General features: G+C 40.3%; 22 protein-coding genes and 1 pseudogene. 14 read left to right on the plus strand and 9 right to left on the minus strand.

From position 1 onward, the window contains the following. Positions 1-121 precede the first annotated feature (121 nt). Positions 122-799 (plus strand): response regulator transcription factor, encoded by a 678-nt coding sequence (locus tag NSMS1_RS11590; RefSeq protein ID WP_224093293.1) that lies wholly within the window; start codon positions 122-124, stop codon positions 797-799. Continuing rightward, positions 796-2,226, plus strand: coding sequence for a sensor histidine kinase (locus NSMS1_RS11595; protein ID WP_224093295.1), 1,431 nt, complete (start codon positions 796-798; stop codon positions 2,224-2,226). The genes NSMS1_RS11590 and NSMS1_RS11595 overlap by 4 nt, the downstream gene beginning before the upstream one ends. Positions 2,227-2,261: 35 nt before the next feature. Here the strand turns inward: NSMS1_RS11595 and NSMS1_RS11600 are convergent, their stop codons facing one another. Continuing rightward, positions 2,262-2,720, minus strand: a complete 459-nt coding sequence (locus NSMS1_RS11600) for a hypothetical protein (protein ID WP_224093297.1) — start codon at positions 2,718-2,720, stop codon at positions 2,262-2,264. Between the two features lie 541 nt (positions 2,721-3,261). Here NSMS1_RS11600 and NSMS1_RS11605 point away from each other — a divergent pair. From NSMS1_RS11605 to NSMS1_RS11615, 3 genes are all read left to right on the plus strand, one after another. Further along, the gene (locus tag NSMS1_RS11605) at positions 3,262-3,861 is read left to right on the plus strand and encodes a tRNA-(ms[2]io[6]A)-hydroxylase (RefSeq protein ID WP_224093299.1); all 600 of its coding nucleotides are present in this window, start codon (positions 3,262-3,264) and stop codon (positions 3,859-3,861) included. Positions 3,862-3,878: 17 nt separating this feature from the next. Further along, positions 3,879-4,286 (plus strand): VOC family protein, encoded by a 408-nt coding sequence (locus NSMS1_RS11610; RefSeq protein WP_224093301.1) that lies wholly within the window; start codon positions 3,879-3,881, stop codon positions 4,284-4,286. Positions 4,287-4,448: 162 nt separating this feature from the next. Continuing rightward, positions 4,449-4,688: a hypothetical protein gene (locus NSMS1_RS11615; protein WP_224095206.1), complete on the plus strand. Its 240-nt coding sequence runs from the start codon at positions 4,449-4,451 to the stop codon at positions 4,686-4,688. Positions 4,689-4,742: 54 nt separating this feature from the next. Here the strand turns inward: NSMS1_RS11615 and NSMS1_RS11620 are convergent. Then, positions 4,743-6,084, minus strand: a pseudogene (locus tag NSMS1_RS11620) (transposase). 403 nt (positions 6,085-6,487) lie between these two features. Between NSMS1_RS11620 and NSMS1_RS11625 the strand changes: the two are divergent. The 3 genes from NSMS1_RS11625 (at position 6,488) to NSMS1_RS11635 (ending at position 8,227) form a co-directional block, all read left to right on the plus strand. Next, on the plus strand, positions 6,488-6,967 hold the full coding sequence (locus NSMS1_RS11625; protein ID WP_224093302.1) for a GNAT family N-acetyltransferase: 480 nt from the start codon (positions 6,488-6,490) through the stop codon (positions 6,965-6,967). A gap of 40 nt (positions 6,968-7,007) precedes the next feature. Then, positions 7,008-7,697 (plus strand): ComF family protein, encoded by a 690-nt coding sequence (locus tag NSMS1_RS11630; protein WP_224093304.1) that lies wholly within the window; start codon positions 7,008-7,010, stop codon positions 7,695-7,697. Positions 7,698-7,825: 128 nt separating this feature from the next. Continuing rightward, positions 7,826-8,227 carry a PPC domain-containing protein gene (locus tag NSMS1_RS11635; protein WP_411908675.1) on the plus strand — a complete coding sequence of 134 codons (402 nt, stop codon included), beginning with the start codon at positions 7,826-7,828 and terminating at the stop codon, positions 8,225-8,227. Positions 8,228-8,480: 253 nt separating this feature from the next. Here NSMS1_RS11635 and NSMS1_RS11640 read toward each other — a convergent pair whose 3' ends face one another. From NSMS1_RS11640 to NSMS1_RS11665, 6 genes are all read right to left on the minus strand, one after another. Beyond that, the gene (locus NSMS1_RS11640; protein ID WP_067763816.1) at positions 8,481-8,804 is read right to left on the minus strand and encodes an RNA recognition motif domain-containing protein; all 324 of its coding nucleotides are present in this window, start codon (positions 8,802-8,804) and stop codon (positions 8,481-8,483) included. Between the two features lie 174 nt (positions 8,805-8,978). Then, complete coding sequence (locus tag NSMS1_RS11645; protein WP_224093308.1) at positions 8,979-9,767, minus strand: carbonic anhydrase; 789 nt, start codon at positions 9,765-9,767, stop codon at positions 8,979-8,981. Positions 9,768-9,793: 26 nt separating this feature from the next. Further along, positions 9,794-10,162, minus strand: coding sequence for a Crp/Fnr family transcriptional regulator (locus tag NSMS1_RS11650; RefSeq protein ID WP_224093311.1), 369 nt, complete (start codon positions 10,160-10,162; stop codon positions 9,794-9,796). A gap of 471 nt (positions 10,163-10,633) precedes the next feature. Then, the gene (locus tag NSMS1_RS11655) at positions 10,634-11,386 is read right to left on the minus strand and encodes a hypothetical protein (protein WP_224093312.1); all 753 of its coding nucleotides are present in this window, start codon (positions 11,384-11,386) and stop codon (positions 10,634-10,636) included. Between the two features lie 18 nt (positions 11,387-11,404). Beyond that, a complete protein-coding gene (locus tag NSMS1_RS11660; RefSeq protein WP_224093313.1) occupies positions 11,405-12,130 on the minus strand; it encodes a hypothetical protein in 726 nt (241 codons plus the stop codon). Positions 12,131-13,200: 1,070 nt separating this feature from the next. Further along, complete coding sequence (locus NSMS1_RS11665) at positions 13,201-13,662, minus strand: VOC family protein (RefSeq protein WP_224093314.1); 462 nt, start codon at positions 13,660-13,662, stop codon at positions 13,201-13,203. Positions 13,663-13,737: 75 nt separating this feature from the next. Here NSMS1_RS11665 and NSMS1_RS11670 point away from each other — a divergent pair, with 75 nt between their 5' ends. The 4 genes from NSMS1_RS11670 (at position 13,738) to NSMS1_RS11685 (ending at position 18,727) form a co-directional block, all read left to right on the plus strand. Beyond that, the gene (locus NSMS1_RS11670; protein ID WP_224093315.1) at positions 13,738-14,199 is read left to right on the plus strand and encodes a DUF4385 domain-containing protein; all 462 of its coding nucleotides are present in this window, start codon (positions 13,738-13,740) and stop codon (positions 14,197-14,199) included. Between the two features lie 735 nt (positions 14,200-14,934). Then, positions 14,935-16,881, plus strand: a complete 1,947-nt coding sequence (locus NSMS1_RS11675; RefSeq protein ID WP_224093316.1) for an amino acid transporter — start codon at positions 14,935-14,937, stop codon at positions 16,879-16,881. 358 nt (positions 16,882-17,239) lie between these two features. Beyond that, positions 17,240-17,494, plus strand: a complete 255-nt coding sequence (locus tag NSMS1_RS11680) for a hypothetical protein (protein ID WP_224093317.1) — start codon at positions 17,240-17,242, stop codon at positions 17,492-17,494. 3 nt (positions 17,495-17,497) lie between these two features. Further along, entirely contained in the window at positions 17,498-18,727 is a 1,230-nt protein-coding gene (locus NSMS1_RS11685; RefSeq protein ID WP_224095207.1) for a murein transglycosylase A, read from the plus strand. A gap of 84 nt (positions 18,728-18,811) precedes the next feature. Here the strand turns inward: NSMS1_RS11685 and glsA are convergent, their stop codons facing one another. After that, positions 18,812-19,792: a glutaminase A gene (glsA, locus tag NSMS1_RS11690; protein ID WP_224093318.1), complete on the minus strand. Its 981-nt coding sequence runs from the start codon at positions 19,790-19,792 to the stop codon at positions 18,812-18,814. Between the two features lie 824 nt (positions 19,793-20,616). Here glsA and NSMS1_RS11695 point away from each other — a divergent pair. Then, complete coding sequence (locus NSMS1_RS11695) at positions 20,617-21,726, plus strand: septal ring lytic transglycosylase RlpA family protein (protein ID WP_224093319.1); 1,110 nt, start codon at positions 20,617-20,619, stop codon at positions 21,724-21,726. A gap of 167 nt (positions 21,727-21,893) precedes the next feature. Then, positions 21,894-23,498, plus strand: coding sequence for a bifunctional pantoate--beta-alanine ligase/(d)CMP kinase (locus tag NSMS1_RS11700; protein WP_224093321.1), 1,605 nt, complete (start codon positions 21,894-21,896; stop codon positions 23,496-23,498). The last annotated feature ends 82 nt before the right edge of the window (positions 23,499-23,580 follow it).

Here is a 23,580-nt window from a genome sequence, read left to right on the forward strand (position 1 = left end):
TATGCTTCTGATTGAAATAGATAAAAATTACAGTTAGCCCTGCTTTTAAATGACAATTTTGTAATTTGAGCTAAAGAGTAATCAATCTAAAATGGAACAATAGATAAACTAATTAATAGTTGTGAAGGTTCTGTTTGTTGAAGATGAAGCAAAAATTGCTAACTTCGTCCGGGCTGGATTGAAGGAGCAGGGGTTTGTTGTGGACTACTGCGACAATGGTGATGAAGGATATCTGCGGGCATTAGATAACGAATATGATGCGATTATCTTGGACATTATGGTTCCGGGAAAAGATGGGCTGGCAATTCTCAAACAACTACGGCGAGAAGGTCGTAATGCTCCGGTAATTTTGTTAACGGCTCGCAATGAACTAGACGATCGCCTACAAGGTCTAAATTTGGGCGCGGATGATTATATTGCTAAACCGTTTTTTGTGGAAGAGTTAGTGGCGCGTATTCATGCGGTTGTGCGCCGGAGTGTGGGCGATCGCCAAAATCTCTTAACGGTTGGGTCAATTAAACTTGATCGCATCACGCGCGAAGTTACTTGCAATCAAAAGGCAATTGAACTTACCAGCCGGGAGTTTAATCTGTTGGAATATCTGATGCGATCGCCGGGAAGAGTTTTCACCCGTACCCAAATTCTAGAACACGTTTGGGGCTACGACTTTAACCCCAACACTAATGTTGTGGATGTATCTATTCAGCGCATCCGCAAAAAAATTGACTCCATTGATGAAGCTAGTTGGATTGAAAGCATTCGCGGCGTTGGCTATCGATTTCGCAAACCAGAATCATGAAACAATTGCGATCTTTTCGCCTGCGAATTGCTCTGTTGTCTGCGGCTCTGGCTGGCAGCACATTAGTCGGGTTTGGTGCTGTCTCGTGGTTGCAGATTTATAATGCCAAAATCAGCAGTTTAGATACAGAACTGTTAAATCAGTTGATGCGAGCTGGTCTTCCACACCCAAGAGAGCGATTACCACCTCCACCAAGAGTAGAAACGAATACCAAAACTCCTGTAACCCTACTGATACTTGATGCCAATGGTCAGACAGTATTTCAATCTGACTCCCTATCTACCGATAGTCAGCTAAACCGCTTATTAGTTGAGCGTCTTGAGTTAACACCTCTACCGCTACCCCTTCCAGAACTACCAAATCCATCCTTAGAACCACCATCCTTTCGCCCACCTCTCCCGCGATTTGTTACCGCAAAGACAACTTCAGCAACTTGGCGGATAGGAGCCGCTAAATTTCCTGCTCATCAAGTGGCGATCGCAGTTAGCCTGCAAGCTGTCAATCAAGAGATGGCGACAATTCGCAATATCTTTTTGGTTTCAATTCCCGCCGCGTTGTTACTAGTTGCGATCGGCGCATGGTTAATTTCTGGTGGGGCTTTGCGTCCTATCGGCCAATTAACGGGTGTGATTCAACAGGTAACAGTCAAAGGGTTAGATCAGCGCATTCCCATCGGGACAACTGATGTTGAGTTTGTGCAACTGATTGTGGTGTTTAACCAAATGCTAGAGCGCCTAGAACGGAGTTTTACCCAAGCTTCCCGCTTCAGTGCTGATGCGGCGCACGAACTGAAAACCCCACTGACAATTTTGCAAGGCGAACTAGAAAGAACTCTGCAACAGGTTGAGCCTGGAAGTGAAGTGCAACAAAGTCTCAGCAATCTTTTGGATGAAGTGCGTCGCCTGAGTGGGATTATGCGGAAACTGCTGCTGCTATCTTTGGCAGATGCGGGACAAATGAGCTTGTATTTGGTTGAGGTGGATATGTCACAGTTACTGATGGAAATGGTAGAGGATGTGGAACTGCTGGCTCCTAGTTTGACTGTAGAAACTGATATTTCCAGTGGACTCAAAGTAGAAGGCGATCGCGATTTGCTCATGCAGGTTCTACAAAACCTCTTGAGTAATGCCATCAAATACAATCTTCCTAACGGCTGGATGAAGATTTATGCCGCGAAAACGCCAACAAATATTCAGATTACTATCGCCAATGCTTCCAAAGACATCCCTCAGAGCGATCGCGATCGCCTTTTTGACCGCTTCTATCGCGGCGATCCGGCGCGTACCCGCAAAGTTGAAGGTATTGGGCTAGGACTAAGTTTAGCCCGTGAAATTGCTCGCGCTCACCGTGGCGACCTCACCCTTAACTCAACATTGAACGGTCAAACAGCCTTCACCCTCACCTTACCAATGGCTCATCATCATTAAATTCTGGCTTTTTGAATTTTGAATTGGTATAACCTCTAGCCTTTCTGGTAAATATGCTGATAAACCAAATCCCGCAACATATTAGCTTGATGATTTGGGATAGATGTATGCAGACTCCTCAACGTCATCCGCACCAGCAAGTTCTTTTGATGAGGTTGAATACCCAAACGATGAATAACTTTATCCGGGAGTTGGTGATAGGGAGTATCACTCAAAATTTCCACAGATTCTAACAACTCAGCATCATTACCTAAAATCAGTATGATTTGTTCACAAATATCTTCTAATTCAGTATCTATCCCAGTGACAATCGACATATCACGGCTGATACTAGGTTTATTAGATACCAGAATATAGGGTTCCAGGTTCGTCATCTGGGCAGCTATTTGGGGATGGGTGCTTCGCAACAAACGAATGTCATCCATCCCTTTAATTAGTCTATTCCATTGTTTTTCGAGTGCGCGATCGCCAATCTGTAAAAGTAGATTAATCAAATATCAAAAGTTTAAAGGTGATGCAAATCAATAACTTATTTTATAGATAATAAACAATAGGAAACAAAATATTTTCCTTTGTTTAAAATTTATTATATTTGGATTACTTACAATCTAATTCTTAATTAGTGATCAAGTATTAAATTGCAAAAACTAAATAAAAATGTGTGGCTTGATACAATACTTTTGAAATAGCTGGTATATGCTTTTTAAACCCTTTACTTTTACCCTAATTGCGGAATATACCGCTTAATTAACGCCAGAGTGTTGGAAATTATGCTTAACTAAAAGCAATTTGCGCTAATCAAAAGCAACAATTGTGAAGTAAGCTAAGTTTGTTCCTCCGCCCTGGTGGTTTATTTATGGTAGTAATTTTTAGTTAGGTGAAGTACAAATTAAAAGTTTTTTAGGTAGAGAGCAAAAGAAAAGTAATACATCTCTACTCATAACTCAATACTTTTTCAACGCAGATAACCGCAAGCCTAACTATTCACATTACAATCAAGGTCTAGAGTTACAATTTTTATAGTTTTGTCGCCCTGTGCTTATCTCCGTGTTACAGACTATCAATGCACTAAAGCAACCCACTAGTGAAGCTTGGATAGAACAAGCGATCGCTAACTTAGATATCATCTTGCTGGATCATTCACACTGCGAACGTAAAGCAGCTGGTGTGGCGTTAAATTTTATGTTTCGCTACCCATCAAATACCAAAATGGTACGAGAATTAACTGCGATCGCTCGTGAAGAATTAGAACACTTTGAACTGGTAAATCAGTGGCTAGAACGCCGCAATATACCCTTAGCACCCCTACCACCCCCTCCCTATGGTGCGGGTTTAAAAGCTTCTGTACGTCCCAATGAACCCGAACGCTTTCTAGATTCCTTACTTGTGACTGGTTTAATCGAAGCGCGGAGTCATGAACGCTTGGGACTATTAGCTACTCATTGTCCTGAACCAGAATTAGCCAAATTTTATCAAGGTTTGATGTCATCTGAAGCGCGACACTTTGGTACATACTGGGTTTTAGCCGCTACTTATTTTGAGCGAGAAATTGTTAGCCAAAGGCTCGAAGAATTGGCTATTGTGGAAAGTGAGTTACTAGAAAATTTACACCCTGAACCGAGAATCCATAGTTAGTATAATCACTTATAAATATGCAGCTACAGTTAACACATATCAGGTTGCTTGTCTCCAATTATCAAGAATGTTTTTTATTCTACCGGGATGCGCTGGGATTTGCGATTGATTGGGGTGATGAGAATAGTGGTTATGCCGAGTTACATACCGGCGACTACATCAAGTTAGCTTTGTTTAAAAAAGAGTTAATGGCGGAAGCCGTTCCCAGTGCTTATCAACCTTCAGCAGTTGAGTGTCAGAACAAAGTCGCTTTAGTGTTTGCAGTGGATAATGTCGATGAGTTGTATTATCACCTCAAAGACTATAATGCGATCGTTGTCACTCAACCTCTAGACCGTCCAGAGTGGGGACTACGAACAGCACATTTTCGTGATCCTGATGGAAATTTGATTGAAATATTCAGCAATATGAGCAGTGTAAATTAACATTAGTTACTTCTTATTAATTAAGAAAAAGTAATGGATAATATATGGTTCTCAATCATTACCAATTATCCATTACTAAATCTGCATAAAAGCAATTTAGGTAAGCAGGATTCGCTGTTACAATACAACCAATTCGCTCAATTTAAACGAGACAAACAGCCTATGATTACTCAAATGATGGTTCAACCCTCATTCTGGGTAGAATCTGGAATTAGACTTAGTAAAGTAAGAAACATATATTTATTCAAGTTTACTGATGAACTACAATTTCGGCTTGAAGAACTCTCACAGAAGAGAAAAGCCGAATTTTTGACATTAGAAGAAGAAGCTGAACTAGCAGGCATATTAGAACTTGATAGAATTTTTACCTTGCTCAATGCCAAAATTATTTCTGAATCATGACTGTCAATGATGCGACTAAAAAGATAGTTATACAAAGACAATACCTTTGCCAAATTACGAGGGTTCAACGCCCGTAGAAACGGGATGAATACGTCCTAAAGAAGTAAGCTTGGCAAAAATCTGGTTTAATAAAATAGGCTCAGGGATTTCTGGAAGCATTTTCAAGATTTCATGGACATATCGAAAGCCACGATAATGAGCCTTAAGGTCAATAATGCCGGAGTCGGGATTAAGGGTGCGGAAATCAGCGAGAAGATGATGAGATAAATTAACCATAAAGAATGCGCTTATTAGCAGCATTAGTAACCGCAGTTTGACCGATGTTCATAAAGTCTTCCAATCCCCAAAATTGCTTGGCATCACGGAAGTTAAACTCGATTTGAAAGCGCAGTTTGTAGTAGTCAATTATTTTCTCAGATGACAATTTTAGGTCACTAGAAAAAAGAATGACGTGACTGCGAGCATTAGTTTTAAGATTGGTTTTCACCAAAATAACTACATTCAGAGGCTGGGCAAATTCTTTGTGCAGTAAACTAGCTTGGTAAGTATCGGTTTGGATATTCTCTTCAATAATACTTTGACGCAAATATTCATTAGAAATATTACTCCAGTCCAGTTTATCTCCGTATTTACGGCGTGAACGATGATTGGGGTCAGGATTTTGATAAGGTATGTATAATGCGGAATCGTGGCGTAGCTTGGAAATTATATGTAAGTTTACTTGTCGAGCCATCTGCAAAGCATTATTGTTTCCAAAATGACCATCTAAAACTAAGTAACTCAAGGGGATAAAGTTAGCTATTAACTTGAGTAACTCATTAATCATCTTCTTAATTCTTAGTAATTCAGATGTAAGAATTACCTCTGTTTTATTCTTGTTCTTGCTCCCTTTCGGTCGTCCACGCTTATGTTTCTCTTTCTTGTTTATTTCTGGGGTTGTTGATGAGCTACTTTTTTCTATATTGCTCTTTATCACCTGTTCTATCCCAATTGGAAATGAGTGCCTTCGCTCAACACTTATTAATGACAATGTGAAGAAAGATATTCCTGATATAGGTTTGCTGATCAGACTGGAAAAGAACCTATCCAACCCATAAGTTTCTTTACCTGCCTTACTGACTACAACTTCATCTCCTGCAAGCAAATATACCTCATTTGCACGGAACAAATGCTTACGGAAAAATAGCCAAAACAACGTCGCCCAAGGTATTACTGTCTGAAAGAATCTTAATATCGTCCGATAGCTACCACCAGTGCCTGCCCAACGCGAGATTCCCAACATCGTGACTCGCCCGCTCATCGTTAACATAGCCAGGATTATTTGGTTAAATTGCCGCATTGTTGTGGCGTTGATCTGCGGTAGCAGGCATTGTAACAATGATAAGATATCGGGCATGGGCGAATTGTAGCTTTTGAGTTGTCGTTTTGAGAGACAATAACTCTACTACGAAACGCCCTACCTCTTCATGCTCTTATTTTGGCAACGGTATTGTCATAATGAAGGGTCTATTGTTAAAGCACGTCGTCTTTGGATTAAAGGTGGTTGGCATCCACCTACGGGAGATAAGCGACAAGTATAAAGAATTACTATTCAAGATAATAAATTCAAGATCCATAGCATAAAGAATTAATACGATCGCCTCTAGCCTCACAAATCCAAGAACTATTGCTTTGCATAGATAAAAACCATGCGTTGAACGTGCGACCTGAGCTAAAATCGACAGGAGAAGCTTTATGCTGGGTAAATTGGGGAATAAATCCAGAAGACTTTTCTGTACAAACCTGACCCAAAAACGGTAATGAACAGCTATTATCAAGACTTTTTAATTCGTAACTGGCAAAAAAGCGATCGCACTAAAGCAGCCGCAGTCATCAGTTACGTGTTATCAGAATATGGTCTAGGTTGGGAACCTAAAGGCGCTGACCGCGATGTATTGGAAGTAGAGGAATGTTACTTAGCCACAGGAGGCGAGTTTTGGGTAATTGAACACCAAAGCCAAATTGTAGGTACGGGGGCATATTATCCGATAACTCGTGGAGAAAAGGCTGTAGAAATCAGGAAAATGTATCTTTTAGCCAGCGTTAGGGGTTTGGGATTAGGGAAATATTTGTTACAACAGTTGGAAGCTGCGATCGCTTCTCGTGGTTTCCAGCAGATTTGGATTGAAACTGCCAGCGTTTTGGTAGAAGCAGTCAAGCTGTATGAAAACAATGGTTATCAAGCAGCCACGGGTGTAGAAACCCCACGTTGCGATCGCGTCTATGTTAAATACCTCTAAGTAAGTTTCGCCCCTCTCTCAGTTCCCCATCCCTGCTTCAATGCCATCATGGAATCAACATTTTAAAGGTCTGCTTGACCTGTTTTTACAAGCTAACTGTCCACTGTGTCAAAGACCTACATCGAGTGAAATTTGTCTCAACTGCACTAGACAGTTACAAAGATGTCATCAAAAACATCCTCATGCTTTGTGGCAACAGCCTATACCTGTATTTGGCTTGGGTGTATATGGTGGTATTCTTAAACGAGCGATCGCAGTTATGAAGTATGAAAATCAGCCTGAAATTGCTCGTTGTTTGGGACAATGGCTAGGAGAAGCATGGTTATTACATTCTCTTCATCAAACAACCCAAATTTTAGTTGTACCCATCCCACTCCACGCCAGCAAGCAAAAACAACGAGGTTACAATCAAGCTGCGTTAATTGCCCAGAGCTTCTGCCAAGTAACTGGACTAAAATTAAAACAAAATGGTTTGGCAAGAGTACGTAATACGACAGCGCAGTTTGGTTTATCGGTATCTGAACGAGAAAATAACTTGGCCCAAGCTTTTGCTATTGGACAAGATTTTCGCCATAGTCACCCAAACGCACCAGTATTGTTAATAGATGATATTTACACCACTGGGGCAACTGTTAAATCTGCCGTGGAAACACTCCGCCAAAATGAAATCACCGTCTTGGGGTTAGCGGCTGTTGCCACTGCTGTTAAAAATAGTTACATGAAAAATTAACAGGCAAGCTATCTCTGAGGAATTTATAATTAATAAAACTACCCAGTGTTTGTGGGAACATCACTTACATGATCAGTAAATCTTTGACAAAGAATTTCACAAGAATAATTATACTTCCCGCTACATTAATGGCAATAGCCACAAGTACAACAGCAGCATTTGCTCAAACTAGTAAGTTGTACAGTCCTATTCTTTTAACTGATTTTAAGGAAATTTCTGATTCACTTTCGGATAAAGATATTCCCACAGGACAGGGTGGATTTGCCCGTGATTATGCGGTGAAATTGAATAAGGGTGACAATCTAGCAGTTGATTTATCTTCAGAAAGTTTTGATAGTATCATCACGCTACTAGCACCCGATGGCTCGACATTAGCAGAAAATGATGATGGCCCTGACGGTACTAGTAATTCTTTACTGTTTACCCGCATCAATGAAACAGGGACTTTTATTATTCGTGTCCGGTCTTTTGGTGAAACGGGAGTAGGGGCTTTTAAACTTAAGGTAACAAAACTGCAACCAATGAAGTAATTACTAATTCGTAATAGCCTACGTCCAAGACTTGCGCCTACGTAATTCGTAATTAGGAAAGGCAGACTCAATGTGGCTTTTTGCGATTGAGTCTGTTGTTATAATTGGGAACTTTGCAGCAAAAAGGCTCAAACATATTTGTTTGAGCCTTTTATAATGCTAGTTTTTCAAAAAGAAGATTGAAATTCAGGAATACTAAATAAGTAGAAATTACTACTACCTGTTCTTATTTCCTAATTCAAACGGGTTCTTCTTAATAACGGTTACGGAAGTTGTTATTACCACCTCGATTCCCACCACCATAGGAACCTCTGGAACCGCCGCCGCCTCTGTCTTCTCTGGGTTTAGCCTTATTAACTTTTAAGTCACGTCCCATCCACTCAGCACCATCAAGTGCTTCAATGGCAGCTGTTTCTTCCGCATCGCTACTCATTTCCACGAAACCAAAGCCACGTACCCGGCCGGTTTCACGGTCTACAGGTAGCTGAACGCGCTTTACAGAACCATATTCTGCAAATACAGCATTCAAGCTCTCTTCTGTAACGTCGTAAGAAAGGTTGCCTACATAAATGGACATATTTTGTCTCCAAAATCGTTAGTTTGTAGAGATTTAGACTTCGGAGAGATGTCTGTAAATACCACAAGGAAAAAGCCTGTCAATACTAAAAACAAACGCGGTCTGCCGAGTTAATTCTCACTTCCTAGTATGGCACAGCAATTCAAAATGCGGTAATAGTTTGCAATAAATATTTTAAATAAATTCCATTACTATGCGATCGTTTAACTGTTGGAGCGGACGCGCATTAACTGGAAACATTTGGCTAAACTGCACTATTTGTGCTGTGGAAGCTTCGATAGGGGTTTCCATAACGCACCAGAGAACATTTTCTGAACAGGGTGGAGTTGTTAGAGAGCCGGAATAAGCTAAAAATGTGTGTTTTGCTGGCAAAAATTGAGAAGCATCAATATTTATATCCTTAATTCTTGTTTCTACTCCTTTTTCTTGAGGCATGGCATCCCAGATAATTTGCAGTGTGGGATTAAACTTGCCAGCCTCCAAGAAAACAGCCATCACAGCTAGATTGCCGTTTTGACTCCGGTGAACTAAATGCAGTTCCATATCATATGACTTACCATTCAGTCGGTGTTCGCTGATGTGATGAAAGTGGAACTGTAGTAACTCAAACTGTTGTTGTCCAAATTTTAGGTAACTTCCAGCTTGATAGTTAACTTGAATAGTTTTACCGTTATTGATCAGGTGTAATGCCGTTGGCTGATAATTGACGCTCAACAAATCCTGATTGGTGACATTTTTGACATCTGCAATCTGCAAGTCAATGGGTGTTTGTTGTCTTCCTAACCCACAAAGCTGATATTCAGGGGAAAGTTCACCCCAATGTTCTGGCCCAGCTTTACCAATATAACCCCAGTTTACCGATGTTGCTCTAGCTGGGGAAGTGATGCAGCTAGAGAATGAGGTTCCCAGGATACTCATACCCAACAATTTTAATAATTGCCTTCTCGGCACAGTGTTAGTCATGTCACTGGGGTTGAATTAACTGTATTTTAAACTAGACGTTGCAAACGACTAAGCCGTTCTGCATAGCTTCTTAGCACATTAAGTGCAAACATAGGTGTTTCTTGCACAGCAAATAAAAACCGTTTCTCATCTAGATAAGCTAGTTGACAATCAGTTTTGGCGATCGCAGTATAAGTCCTTTTCGCTACTCCTACTAGTACACCTGTGCCAAATATTTCTCCTGCCTCTATTGTTTCTACAACTTTGGCATTGATAAATAAATTAACTCTCCCTTCTACGATACCGTACATATAATCGCCGTGCTGTCCTTCCTCAAATATGACATTTCCGGCTGAGAATACTTGAGGATCAGGTTGCTTTTGAAAGATAGCGATCGTCAATACAGGATTTAACATCAGCACTCACCTAGCTTGTTTCCATCTAGCTCCAGCTTGGGCAAAGCCAAGATTAGAGCAGGACAAATTATACTATGGGAATCCAGTTTGATGAGTATATTTGTTCACGTAGGCGGGAAAAAATTAACAACACATGAATATGTACTGAATGGACATAAGTTAAATATAGATCCTTTAATTTATGCTGAAGCCTAAGCTTAGGAAATATTTAATAATAAGGTGATAAAAATTCAGTACTTCTCAAGTGTTAACTTGAATAAGTGCCAAAAGAAAACTTTTGTGGCAATTTGGCAGTTATCAGAATTTAAACACTGTTACCTTTTATATATGCAAGGAGTGTAGCAGAAATTAGCCTAATCTTAAGGTCAGGCTGGTTTCTGCGCCTTTACTTAAAATTATTTATCTTAACTTATTATAATTACCTATTGCCAACAAAATTCATGTTTAATTAAATATGTTGATTTTTGAATATTAACTATAGTTAACAATATGGAAACCATCACAAGGATAAATTCTGCGTATGCGAAAAATTTGCCGGGACTGAAAACTTTCAAGATTACAAGTCCATGTTAGGGAGAAGTCTAGACGATGGCGAAACAATAACTCAAGCCGTGATGATCTGGTAGATAAAATTACTCCTTGATAGCGCACTAAATGAAAATCGAAATTATTATCCTGAATAAATAAATCCAAATCCTTAGCTTTCAGGACTGTTTGCCGCATAATTGGTTCTAAAATAAAAATCATGCCATATCGACGAATATAACGAACTTTTTCTTTATTCTTCCCTGGTTTTCGGCAAATGCCATAACCTGACAATAATACGCCTTCATCGTTTACCAAAGCCAAATTATTAATAATAATTTGTTTATTTAGCTCCCTCTCAATATATTTAATTTCTGTCTTGTTTAAATAACTAAGTTTTTCTGGATCAAGATAAGTTCGATATAAAGCATCAAGCAAAGTAACTTCTGATTCTTGCCAATTAAGTTTTTCTCCCCAGTCTGGAATATCTGTACTTCTATATATAAGTCCATTTCTTTTAGATTTATGTTTCCATAATTCAAATTGCTGATGAAAAGGACGGTGTAAAGGGAACTTTTGGCAACCTGTATATTCTCTATTAACTTCAACAAATTGAAAAAATGCGCTACGTACTGTTTGAGGTGTAAGAATCAGTAACCGTCCATCACCAGCTAGAGATAATTGAATTGGCAAAACCATAGAAACTCAAAAATTACTTCATGTTTGATTTTGCGGTGATGGCAACTTAGCCAAAATTATACGGCTGATGTTATCAATCACACTATCAAGCACAGGATCATTTTCTCTGCCTTTAGTATTAGCTTCATCAATCGCTACTTGAATAGACGTACCTAAATCATCAACCATTTCACCTAATTCATTGAGCAGTTTAATATCTAAACCGTAATCAATTTCTACTTTTTGTGTGTAATGAGTGATGACTTTATACGTTTCTTCATAAGTTCTAATTCTCGTAGTCGAATCTTCTTCATACGGTACGTAGCGAGTCTCTATTTCTTCGTGTTTTTGCTTTACATGAGCAAAAGCTGGACGATTATTAACTGTTGTATTGTAAATGAGTTTAGGATTACGGCGAGGAAGTTTATGCACTAATTCTTCTAATACTGTATGAGCGCTTTGTAACGCACGTAATTGTGGCACAGTAAGTTCTACAGAGATACCGTACCATGTGAAAGTCCCTGTATTTTGGGAATTTGCCTTTTGTCGCGCACCATGTTGGATGACTACATTTTTGACAATTTCTAACACATGATGACTAATTTCTTCTGGAGAATAATCTACATAGGTTTCGCGGATTTCGTCTTGTAGTTCATCTTGAGCGTTATAATTACGATGACGAACTTCTTGCGCTCTAATTTTTTCAAGCCAGGAAATTGCTTTAGCTAGTTCCCGTTTTTGTTTAGTGAATGTTGTTTGCACCATAGAGTATTGATGTTTAAAGTAGTAGCAATTTAGTTAATCATTTAGATATTTAAAAGAAAGGCATTACTTTATATCTGGATACTAGATATTCCATAGTATTACTACTACAAAACTGAAGGCTTAACGGTAAGAACCGAGGAGACTTTGCCACTAAGGTATTCGCCAGCTATTTTGAACAAATTACTAAAGCATATGCAGATCCAGAGGTCTTATCTTTTTACAAGAGCCTACTTTCTTTTCTGCTCATTGCCAAAGCAAAAGTAAAAATAACCAACATCCTACGAATACCTACCTTGTAGTGGCTCTCTGAGTTACTAAAATCTCCCTGAAATCTTCAATGAAGACTCCAGCTAAATTCACCCATCATCTCTATGTCACCATAGAGAACAACTGACAGATTGATTCTCCGCTCTTACGACCTGTTTAGGGAGTCGCTCCCCCACTTTTAGTAATGCTTAACGCCGCCACGCTAATAGCAAGGGAATTGAAAATAGTCATTGTCATGGAGAAATCCCGCAGGATTTAAGGTTCTAGTGAGAGTTTTTCCGTGCCTGTATCTGATAATAATGTTTTGAATACATCATATTTGATTGGACAACGGATGAAAGCCTTCCTCCCTCTCTAATATCTCTTATTCAAGATCCGAGAAGTTTACGACCCCAACGAACGGCTCAAGGTTATACCCCTCTCCAAACATCTTAGGCTAATTTCACATTAGTTTTTCAAGGATCGGTTTACTATCCTTTACTTGTTTGGCGGAACTTTTTATCATCAGTTCTATCCCATTTGTCTTTGGTTATTGAAGAACTTAGATATTTTCTCTGAAAGATGAATCCTATAGTCTTGAACGAGATTTTTATTCGTAAAGACATATATCTTTACTTTTCAGAAAGCTTAACCTTTCTTGCAATAGCTTAGAACAAGTCTAAGTTATTACAATACTAAGTTTAACTCTAGTCAGTATTATTTTGTCTAGTGGATTAGAAGCAAGTAATTTTGTAGATGCAACTTTGATTCAGGGCAAAATTATTTATTAAAGTAGGCTGTTCATGAATAATTCTGAGCCTCGCTTACTGGGGGTCGCAGCGTATTTCGATCATAAAGCCATCGGGGTCGTAGAAATATACACCTCTACCTGTGGGACGAGTCACAGGGCCATGAGCGATCGCAATTTCATTTTCTCGCAATACTGCCAACGCTCGCTCAAATAAACGTGGGTCAATGTCAAAGGCTAAATGGTATGCTCTAGTAAAACTCTGCTCTGGGTCTGGATTTGGTGGTGTTAAATCGGGTGTCCAAAATAGGTCTAAAATTGTCCCGTCGGGAGTGACAAAGTTAGCAACTTTCCCTGCGGCTACCATTTCCACCAAAGTTGCGGGTACTGCATCACCTGTGAGTTCATGTAGACCCAAAATAATACCGTAAAAGTGTCGGGAAGCCTGCATATCTTTAACATTGAGGGCAATATGATGTACTCTCCGCAAATTACCCGGTATCAGCACACTGTTGAGGGAGGAAGGGGTAGTAACCATAGCAGTATAAATTCCCTACAAAGATGGAAGCGTAACTCTATTTTTAGATTTTATAATCCATGATAAAAAACAATCATGGCTTTTGATTATTCTTTAGATTTCAAGAATATAGATTTTCGGCAACATCCTGATCTGTATCGTGTTGGTAAAGGTGAACAGGGTGTACTTTTAGTTGAGCCGTATAAATCAGAGATTCTTCCCTATTGGCGGTTCAAAACTCCTGATATTGCCAAAGAATCAAGCCAAAAGATTTACGAGATTTTTTTGGAGTATTTAGATAAAGATGACTTTATTGGTGCAGATATGGCGCGGAAGTTCTTACAGATGGGCTATACGCGATCGCGCCGCTATGCTAATCATAAAAGTGGCAGAAAATATAAGCAAGATGATGAGAAAAAAGAGATTCTGCCTTATGATGTAGACCCTGTTAAAGCCGAGTCAGCAGCAATATTTAAAACTAAGTGGATAGAAGCAAAAACGAATGATAAATATCTGTATCTATTAACAAAGCATAAACAAATGTATGAAACAACTTAAAGCATATTTTCCCTAATAAATTTTAATTAAATAAATCAGTAATTTTACTAACAATTATAAAAAGAGTTTTTATAATTGTACTTAATAATACAATACTACTATGGAAATTTTTTGATAAATATTTAAAATAATTACACACAAATTTAGTATATAGGACTCATATTTGATTCTGTTCGCGTGGCGTAGCCATACAAAACTCAGTACACTTTTATTCTTTCTTACCTGTTCCCTATTCTCTACCTACGCAAATGATTTCAGGAATCAAAGCAGATTCTTATATTTATCAAAGGGTTGATTTAGAGCTAACCAAAGCTTAATTAACTAACTTTGCTAAAAGTCTACTCATTCATGTGAATTTACATATAAAACCAAAGATGGACGCAGATAAACATAAATGAATTTAATAATTATTAAGGTTTATATATTACTTAGGGATCTGAGTTATAAGTATGGCTGCAACTATACCGAGTATGTAAAGGTGCAGTTTGTTTATAGATAGATAGTTAATTTGTTTGTCTTTAGTCTTTTACTATATTTGTAGCTGAAAATTTTTTATCAGAGTTAGGACTTCCAGATGGAAACGAAAAATTAAAGATTTTGGTAAGGATGCACGGTTATTAGGAGTGTACCTATAAAAAACCTTTATACCCTGCCAACACATATAAATTTCGTTGTGTAAGTCCTGAAACTCCTAAAAATTCTATCCCAGCGATTTTTACAATAAAACTGTGTCTAATGGCTAAACGAATTTTTTCCACAAAACATCTCGGTAGACAGTTGATGGACTGGCTACTAGAAGAAAACAGACGCAAAACAGAAGGCCCTTACCGTAAGGAGACGGCACATCGTCAGCATCCTTGGTGGCAGGTAATGTGCTTGACTGGTGTAGATTATTTTTCTACTCTTGGTTATCAACCAGGTATTGCCGCACTAGCAGCCGGCGCTCTTTCTCCCATAGCTACACTGATTTTAGTTTTATTAACGCTTTTTGGTGCATTACCAATTTATCGCCGCATTGCTGGTAAAAGTTCTCATGGTGAAGGTTCTATTGCCATGTTGGAGCATTTGCTTTCCTGGTGGCAAGGAAAATTACTGGTGTTATGCCTACTTGGTTTCGTGGCGACGGACTTCATCATTACTATTACACTCTCGGCTGCTGATGCTACCGCCCACATCATCGAAAATCCTCTGACACCAAACCTATTTCATGGTCAAAGTATTGCTATCACCCTTGTACTAGTAACCTTATTAGGGGCAGTCTTTTTAAGAGGTTTTCGAGAAGCTATTGGTATTGCAGTAGTTTTGGTAAGCGTTTATCTACTGCTAAATATAATTGTAATTGCGGTTGGCTCGTATCAAATTCTGATTAACCCATCGACGATCGCCAATTGGCAAACAGCAGTTTTTGCTCGTCACTCTAATATTTTTACCATCATCGGCGTAGCTATCCTGTTATTTCCCCGGTTAGCATTGGGGTTATCAGGTTTTGAAACTGGTGTTACCGTTATGCCTTTGGTAGAAGGTAGCAGCACCGATACTCATGATCATCCTAGAGGACGTATCCGCAATACTCGGAAGCTACTGACAGTTGCGGCTTTAATTATGAGTTTCTTTTTGCTCACCAGTAGCTTTATTACCACCTTGCTCATACCAGCCGCAGAATTTGCCACAGGTGGTAAAGCCAATGGACGCGCCCTAGCTTATCTAGCACATCTACATCTAGGTAACAGCTTCGGCACAATTTATGACCTCAGCACAATTTCTATTCTCTGGTTTGCTGGCGCATCGGCAATGGCTGGACTACTAAATATTGTGCCTCGTTATCTGCCACGTTATGGTATGGCTCCAAATTGGGCATTAGCATCCAGACCTTTAGTATTGGTCTATACAGCGATCGCCTTTGTTGTTACCATTATCTTTCGGGCAGATGTGGAAGCCCAAGGTGGAGCTTATGCTACAGGTGTCCTAGTTTTAATTACTTCCGCCGCCTTTGCCGTCACTCTCTCCGCTCACCGTCACAACTCCACAAAGGGTAGATTTATCTTTGGTAGCATTACCTTAGTATTTATATATACGACTATTGTCAACATCATTGAAAGGCCGGAAGGTATTAGAATTGCGGCGTTCTTCATCAGTGCAATTATTATTACCTCCCTAGTCTCCCGCGTTTGGCGGTCAACTGAATTACGGGTAGAGCAAATCGAATTTGACGAAATCGCGCACCAATTTTTAGCCGAAGAAAGCCAAGGAGCAATTCGCCTCATTGCCAATAGATTAAGTGAGGGTAATGAACAAGAGTATTCTGCCAAAGAAAAAGAAGTGCGCGAAGACAACCACATTCCTCCAACCGATCCGATTCTCTTCTTAGAAATCGTCATTTCCGATGCTTCAGACTTTGCTGATGTAATCAAAGTTCAAGGCGTACAAGTCGGAGACTACCGCATCCTCCGCGCTAAAAGTGCCGCCGTACCCAATGCGATCGCAGCTTTACTTCTATATATACGCGATCAAACAGGTAAAATTCCTCATGCTTATTTTGGTTGGGTAGAAGGAAACCCAATCCAATACCTACTGCGTTTCATCTTGTTTGGTGAAGGTGATATTGCTGTAGTCACCCGCGAAGTTCTGCGCCGAGCTGAGAAGAACCCCGAAAGACGGCCTGCTGTGCATGTGGGAGGGTAAACAGTTGATAGTTGACAGTTGACAGTTTATTTTTAATGTCCACTGTCACATCCACTCCCTTTAAAATTCTTGGGAACCGTTTCTTAGTAAGTAACCGTCATAGGCGGAAAAGGAAAACTTAGGATTGATGCTTCATGAGTTTCTATAGTTAGGACATTTTGAGAGTGATGAGTGATAAAGCGCGGTAGCGGGGCGTTCAGTCCGTGCTGAGTGGTTAGTAAAAATTTCTCCCTCATCTCCCTCATCTCCCTTATCTCCCCTTACTCCCCATACTTCCTATACCCCCGTATGCTTACCCTTTTCATTCTGGTAAAACGTGGTTAAAAATGGGTTGAACATAATTTGGGGATTCAACCTTATGCCTAGAACACCGAGTGAATACGCTGTACACCTAATGTTAGAAAGTGGTCATCGTGAAGAAGTCCGGTTTCCCACAATTCAAGATTTCCAAAAATGGTATAGTGGGGAACTTGTACCTAAATCTGGTTCTAGTGACTTCATTAGCGTACCAATCAAAAATATTCAAGGGGAGTATATGGTTGTGCGCCCATCCCGGATTGTGGCAATTCGGGTAGAACCTGTTTTTAGTTCTAGTGTTGAAAGATTCAACTAAATGATGAGAAAAACCCTTGCTTTGGTTTCCTTGAGTCTGGGAATTGCTTGTGTAAATCCGATCGCAATAGCTCAGGTGATTGATGTTCCGTCACCACTCCCTAGCCAACCTGTATTACCCTCACCTGGAAAACAGCCACCGCTTAAACTTGTAGAGATTGGCAATAACTGTGTTACCCAAGATCCTTGTTTGGGTTTCGATGAGCAACTTTTTGGGATGGGTAGGCCAAGTGACCGCCGGGCGCTATTAGCGTCAATTGATAACAGTCTGCGTTATTTAACGACCAATACCGCCAAACGAATTTATCAAAATTATCCAGTCAGAGGAATTACTCTAAGTCGTGTCCGGCGGAGTTTGCTACGTTTTCGCCAACTAGTTGTCAACTCCAGAACTCCCGCCCAATTGCAAGCTGCTGTGCGGCAAGAGTTTGCTTTTTACCAGTCCGTGGGTAACGATGGCAAGGGTACTGTCAAGTTTACTTCCTACTATCAGCCAGTTTATAACGCCAGCCGTTTTAGGACATCTATATATAAGTATCCTGTTTATCGATTACCATCGAATTTTGCCAATTGGCCTAAACCACATCCCACAAGGCTACAACTGGAAGGAGAAGATGGCTTACAAGGAGATAAAAGCCCATTACGCGGTTATGAATTGCTCTGGTTTAGCGATCGCCTAGATGCGTACATGGTGCAAATTCAAGGTTCTGCCCAAATTCAGTTAGCTGATGGTAGCCAAACTGCGATCGGTTATGCAGGCGGAACTGATTATCCCTGGACTAGCATCGGTCGAGAACTAGCAAAAGATGGCAAACTCCCTTTGTCGGGAATGACACTACCAAAAATGATCAGTTACTTCCGCCAACAGCCAGAGGAACTGAATGTTTATCTCCCACGTTGGGAACGGTTTGTGTTCTTTCAAGAAACAGGTAGTAGACCAGCCACAGGTAGTATTAATGTACCAGTTACACCAGAACGTTCTATTGCCACCGACAAATCTGTAATGCCTCCAGGCGCACTAGCCCTGATCAATACTTCCATTCCCTTCCCCTCTAATGCTGGAACAATGGAGTATCGTACAGTTAGCCGTTATGTCTTAGATCAAGACACAGGTAACGCCATCAAAGGCCCAGGCAGAGTAGATTACTTCATGGGAACCGGGAAACTAGCAGGCGATCGTGCAGGCGTTACAGGCGGCGCTGGTTCACTATATTATTTGCTGCTGAAAAGATGATGTAGGGAAGCAGTTGACAGTTGACAGTTGATAGTTGTCCTCTGCTCTTCTGCTCCTCTGCTCCCTCTACTCCCTCATCTCCCCCTACTCCCCACTCCCAAATTTCCCACACTCAAACAGATGTAACCCCAACTGTCCAGAAAGTTCTTCACAGACTTTCACTCCCCGGACGCTGTTACCTCTGATATCCAAAGGTGGGGAAAATACAGCGATTCCCATTTTATTAGGAACAACTGCCAAAATTCCGCCGCAAACGCCGCTTTTCGCTGGAATACCAACTTTATAAGCCCACTCGCCAGCAAAGTTGTACATCCCGCAGGTGTACATGACGCTGAGGATATCTTTTATATATCTACTATTTACTGCTTGTTCCCCTGTGATTGGGTTCACACCCCGATTAGCTAAAGTAGCCGCCATCACTGCTAAGTCATGGCAGTTCACCATCACAGCACATTGTTGAAAATATAGGTCTAAAGCTTCTTCTATATTTTTATCTATCATGCCAAAGTTGAGCATGAGGTGCGCCATCGCCCGGTTACGGTGTCCGGTGCTGCGTTCGGAAGTAAATACAGAAATGTCCACGAATACGTCATGGCCGATGTAGCGGTGAAACATTTCCAGTACGCGATTGAGGCGTTCTGTTGCTCCAGCCCCTTTGATTAAACTTGTGGTGGCGATCGCACCAGCATTTACCATCGGGTTGTAAGGTCGCTTCGACTGCTCATCCAAGATAATCGCATTAAAAGCTTCCCCTGTGGGTTCTACACCCACCCTCGTTAACACATAATCCCGTCCATGATCCTCCAAAGCCAGCCCGTAAGCAAAAACTTTAGAAATTGACTGAATAGTAAAAAGTTGTTGATAATCTCCTACCTGATATACCTGACCGTCTACCGTAACGATGGAAATACTAAATAGATCCGGGTCAACTTTGGCCAGTTCTGGTATGTAGTTTGCTACTATCCCTTCTTTTAATGACTTGTATTTAGAATGCAAATCATTGATCACGGTTAATAGGGGAGAAGGAAGTATTTCTAAATCTCCTTGATTTACTTTATTGGCCATGAGCTAATAGCTTGCTCTCGAAAATAGAGTTTTATTAAGTAATTTGGGGCTTTTTCAATATGTGTATTTTTTTATACATATATTAATTAGTTTACTCAAACTAATGCCCTATTGCTCATTATCTCACTATGTAATTCAGATTTTAAATAAAAACAAAATAGCTACAAAACTAAGCAGTTTTTTTTACTTAGCTTTACTGTAGTTAACTTGTCACCTGCATCACGTTTTTTTACAAAGTTGGGAGTATAATCACATATCTAAGTATGCTAAAAAAGCATTGGTAATAAATACTTATAGATAAATTTCGGTATTTTTTAAATCTAAAAGTATTGACATATAACAGTTACAGGCTATCATAAAGGAAATATAAAACAATTTTATTACAACCGTCTAAGTAAAAGCCGACTGTAGTATAATAGATTATTATTTAAATGATTTAAAATAAATATATATATAAAATTATACTTAAATTCCTAGAAATAATACATAATTTCTATATTGGTTTAGGGGCAATTTCAAAACCAATAATTGTTAAGTTTTATAAAAAAAAACCTAGTAGATAGAAAAAAACGCTACATAGGCAGAATCCGCATTTGAACAAGGTTTCGCCCTTGTTTACAGAAATAAAATTTGTTTAAAGAGCCGATCTCTACGATAAAACCCTGATCCCCAAGTCGAGAAGTTCGTGTTAGTCTGTTGCAGTTACAAAACAAGAAAGTGAAAGCGGAACGAGTTTACATTTTTAGGAGTTGCCACTAAAAAGTGAACCAAACTCTTATGAGTTAAGAAAACTGCTGTTCTACAGTCGCTTTATAATCGGACGCATGAATCAAAGACATTTGTGGACTATTGTCGCCCTCTCTGTAACTGTTTTGGGTACGCCCGCAGTCGGTCGGACTCAAACCACTAAAACCACAACACCAGCTGCTCAAATTCTAGCTAGTGATGTAGTCAAAGTAGGGGAGTTTCAATCAAGAGATGGGAAAACAACCTCGGATGATGTGATCACAAGCATTTATCCTCACAACATCGGAGGTCGTAAGGCGGCAACCCTATTTATTCGCAAGATTCCAGTTCTCACATTTTTGAGTTCTAAGCCAGTTGCCAGTGCAGAGACTAAAATCGGTGCAATTGGAGATGCCCAAGGAGAGGAGTTATACACTCTAAAAGCAGAAAACTCAGTGCAAGTGGCGAGTATTGGAGACTTAGCGGATTCCAAAAGCCAGAATCGTTCCTCAAGTGATGATCCAGTTAAGAGAGCTAGTTTAGTAGCAGCAAGAATCAATCAACTAATCAGAGATAACGTCAAAGCTGACCAGATTACTGTCAGTTGGAAGGGAGAAGATCCCTCAATTGCCTCTCAATCTCAAAATAAAAGTTCTTCTAGCCAACAATCAGACCGCTACACCATCAAAATCAACAACCAAGAGTTGGTGGAAATTAATGAAAATACACGGCTGGCAGACTCCACCAGTAATCTTGCTAATGATGCGTTGCAAGCCACAAATCGTCTCCGCAGACTTATAGGCAATGCTTCGCCCCTAACAGCAATTGCTAATTTACCAACAAGCTCACCCAAGCGTTCTCGAAATCCAATAGCAAACATACAGCAACAAATCGCTAGTACTATCAAACTCACGTTCCAAGGCATAGCCTCCTTCTACGGACATGAAGATGGGTTCGCAGGTAAACCCACAGCCACAGGTGAGAGATTTAATCCCAATGCGATGACAGCTGCACACCGTAGCTTACCTTTCGGTACTAGAGTTCGTGTTACGAATACCAGTAATGGTCGTTCTGTAGTAGTACGAATCAACGATAGGGGGCCATTTGCTCGTGGTCGAGTGATTGATCTATCTACAGGTGCAGCCAGAGTGCTAGGAATGATTGGCAGTGGTATTGCACCAGTAAGGATTGAAGTTCTAGGAAGATAAGGCTTAGACACTCACATTCAGTTTTCTCAATGAAAATAGCCTTTCAAATCCAAAAATTAAAATCTCAAATCTAAAATCCCAATTCCTCTAGTTATTCATCTCTTACCCCTAATTCAGATATAAACTAACGGGGGAAAGGTTCAATGAAGAACTAGAGGTATTTTTTTGTGCGCCTGTTAACAACAGTTGCAGCTTTACGCTGTTTTTTAACTAAACGTCGCTTGGAAAGTCAGGTTACAGTATCAGAAGAACAGATACTAGATGGCCTCAGTAGTTGGTATCAGACAGATGTTGGTCTGGTTCCCACAATGGGTAACTTGCATCAAGGACATTTAAGCTTGATTGAACGGGCGCGGCAAGAAAACTCCACTGTGATTGTCAGTATTTTTATCAATCCTCTGCAATTTGGCCCTAACGAGGATTATGGACGCTATCCCCGCACTCTAGAACAAGACCGACAATTGTGCGAACAAGCTGGAGTTGATGCAATTTTTGCACCTTCTCCGGACGAAATGGGAATACCGCAGAAAAATATACAAGAATCACAGGTTACACAAGTGATCCCTCCATCTGTTATGATATCTGGCTTGTGTGGTCGTTCTCGATTAGGTCACTTTCAGGGTGTAGCGACGATTGTAACCAAGCTTTTGAACTTGGTACAACCTGATCGAGCCTATTTTGGTCAAAAAGATGGTCAGCAGTTGGCAGTGATTAAACGGCTAGTTGCTGATTTGAATTTGCCTGTGGAAATTGTTGCTTGTCCTACTGTGCGAGAAGCATCGGGTTTGGCCTGTAGTTCTCGTAATCAGTACTTGACTGCTCAGGAAAAACAGCAGGCAGCAGTATTGTATCGCAGTTTGTTGCAAGCTGAGGCTGCATTTAAGGCTGGTGTTCGCTATAGCAGTAGGTTGCTAGAAGTGGTACAGCAGGAATTAGCTAAGGTTAGTAGTGTTTTAGTGGAATATATTGAATTGGTTGAACCGACTACGTTAATGCCGTTAGATAAAATTCAGGAGGAAGGAATGCTCGCGATCGCTGCTCGTCTTGGTGCTACACGTTTGATTGATAATACCATCTTGCGCGATCGCCAACCTATCATCGCTATTGATGGGCCTGCTGGTGCGGGAAAATCCACCGTCGCCCGTCAAGTGGCCACTCAACTAGGTCTAGTGTATTTAGATACAGGAGCTATGTACCGTGCTGTCACTTGGTTAGTACTACAACAGGGTATTGCCATTGACGATGAGTGTGCGATCGCTGAATTAGCCAACAAGTGCAAAATAGAATTAACTCCTAGCCAAGATTTACAATCTCCGGTGCGGGTGTGGATTAATGATACGGATGTTACCCAAGCTATTCGCACGATTGAGGTGACTTCTCAAGTATCGGCGATCGCCGCTCAAGCTGCTGTACGTCAAGCGCTAGTCAAACAACAGCAAAGCTTGGGTAAGCGTGGTGGATTAGTAGCTGAAGGTAGAGATATTGGTACTCATGTATTTCCTGAAGCAGAAGTGAAAATCTTTTTAACTGCGTCAGTAGGTGAACGCGCTCGTCGCCGCCAACAAGACTTTAAAACCCAAGGTCAATCTGAAGTAAGTTTAGAACAGCTAGAAAAAGATATCGCTGAACGCGATTGGAAAGATAGTACTCGTAAAGTTTCTCCCCTTAAAAAAGCAGAAGATGCCATAGAACTACAAACAGATGGACTAAGCATATCAGACGTTGCCTCAAGAATTATTGACTACTATCAACAACGCTTGTCCCAATGGTAATAAAAACACGCTGTTGTGATTCATACATTTGAATTTATTTAGGAGGTGAGTCTAGTAAAACTTACCTCCTATTTTTCTGGGC

This window comes from Nostoc sp. MS1 (assembly GCF_019976755.1).
Taxonomy (GTDB): Bacteria; Cyanobacteriota; Cyanobacteriia; order Cyanobacteriales; family Nostocaceae; genus Trichormus.

Bases quoted from the DNA above. Each gene is read 5' to 3' on its own strand.
- NSMS1_RS11595 (WP_224093295.1), top strand. From the start codon at position 796: ATGAAACAATTGCGATCTTTTCGCCTGCGAATTGCTCTGTTGTCTGCG.
- NSMS1_RS11610 (WP_224093301.1), top strand. From the start codon at position 3,879: ATGCAGCTACAGTTAACACATATCAGGTTGCTTGTCTCCAATTATCAA.
- NSMS1_RS11615 (WP_224095206.1), top strand. From the start codon at position 4,449: ATGATTACTCAAATGATGGTTCAACCCTCATTCTGGGTAGAATCTGGA.
- NSMS1_RS11625 (WP_224093302.1), top strand. From the start codon at position 6,488: ATGAACAGCTATTATCAAGACTTTTTAATTCGTAACTGGCAAAAAAGC.
- NSMS1_RS11630 (WP_224093304.1), top strand. From the start codon at position 7,008: ATGCCATCATGGAATCAACATTTTAAAGGTCTGCTTGACCTGTTTTTA.
- NSMS1_RS11635 (WP_411908675.1), top strand. From the start codon at position 7,826: ATGGCAATAGCCACAAGTACAACAGCAGCATTTGCTCAAACTAGTAAG.
- NSMS1_RS11640 (WP_067763816.1), bottom strand. From the start codon at position 8,804: ATGTCCATTTATGTAGGCAACCTTTCTTACGACGTTACAGAAGAGAGC.
- NSMS1_RS11645 (WP_224093308.1), bottom strand. From the start codon at position 9,767: ATGACTAACACTGTGCCGAGAAGGCAATTATTAAAATTGTTGGGTATG.
- NSMS1_RS11650 (WP_224093311.1), bottom strand. From the start codon at position 10,162: ATGTTAAATCCTGTATTGACGATCGCTATCTTTCAAAAGCAACCTGAT.
- NSMS1_RS11655 (WP_224093312.1), bottom strand. From the start codon at position 11,386: ATGGTTTTGCCAATTCAATTATCTCTAGCTGGTGATGGACGGTTACTG.
- NSMS1_RS11660 (WP_224093313.1), bottom strand. From the start codon at position 12,130: ATGGTGCAAACAACATTCACTAAACAAAAACGGGAACTAGCTAAAGCA.
- NSMS1_RS11665 (WP_224093314.1), bottom strand. From the start codon at position 13,662: ATGGTTACTACCCCTTCCTCCCTCAACAGTGTGCTGATACCGGGTAAT.
- NSMS1_RS11670 (WP_224093315.1), top strand. From the start codon at position 13,738: ATGGCTTTTGATTATTCTTTAGATTTCAAGAATATAGATTTTCGGCAA.
- NSMS1_RS11675 (WP_224093316.1), top strand. From the start codon at position 14,935: ATGGCTAAACGAATTTTTTCCACAAAACATCTCGGTAGACAGTTGATG.
- NSMS1_RS11680 (WP_224093317.1), top strand. From the start codon at position 17,240: ATGCCTAGAACACCGAGTGAATACGCTGTACACCTAATGTTAGAAAGT.
- NSMS1_RS11685 (WP_224095207.1), top strand. From the start codon at position 17,498: ATGAGAAAAACCCTTGCTTTGGTTTCCTTGAGTCTGGGAATTGCTTGT.
- glsA (WP_224093318.1), bottom strand. From the start codon at position 19,792: ATGGCCAATAAAGTAAATCAAGGAGATTTAGAAATACTTCCTTCTCCC.
- NSMS1_RS11695 (WP_224093319.1), top strand. From the start codon at position 20,617: ATGAATCAAAGACATTTGTGGACTATTGTCGCCCTCTCTGTAACTGTT.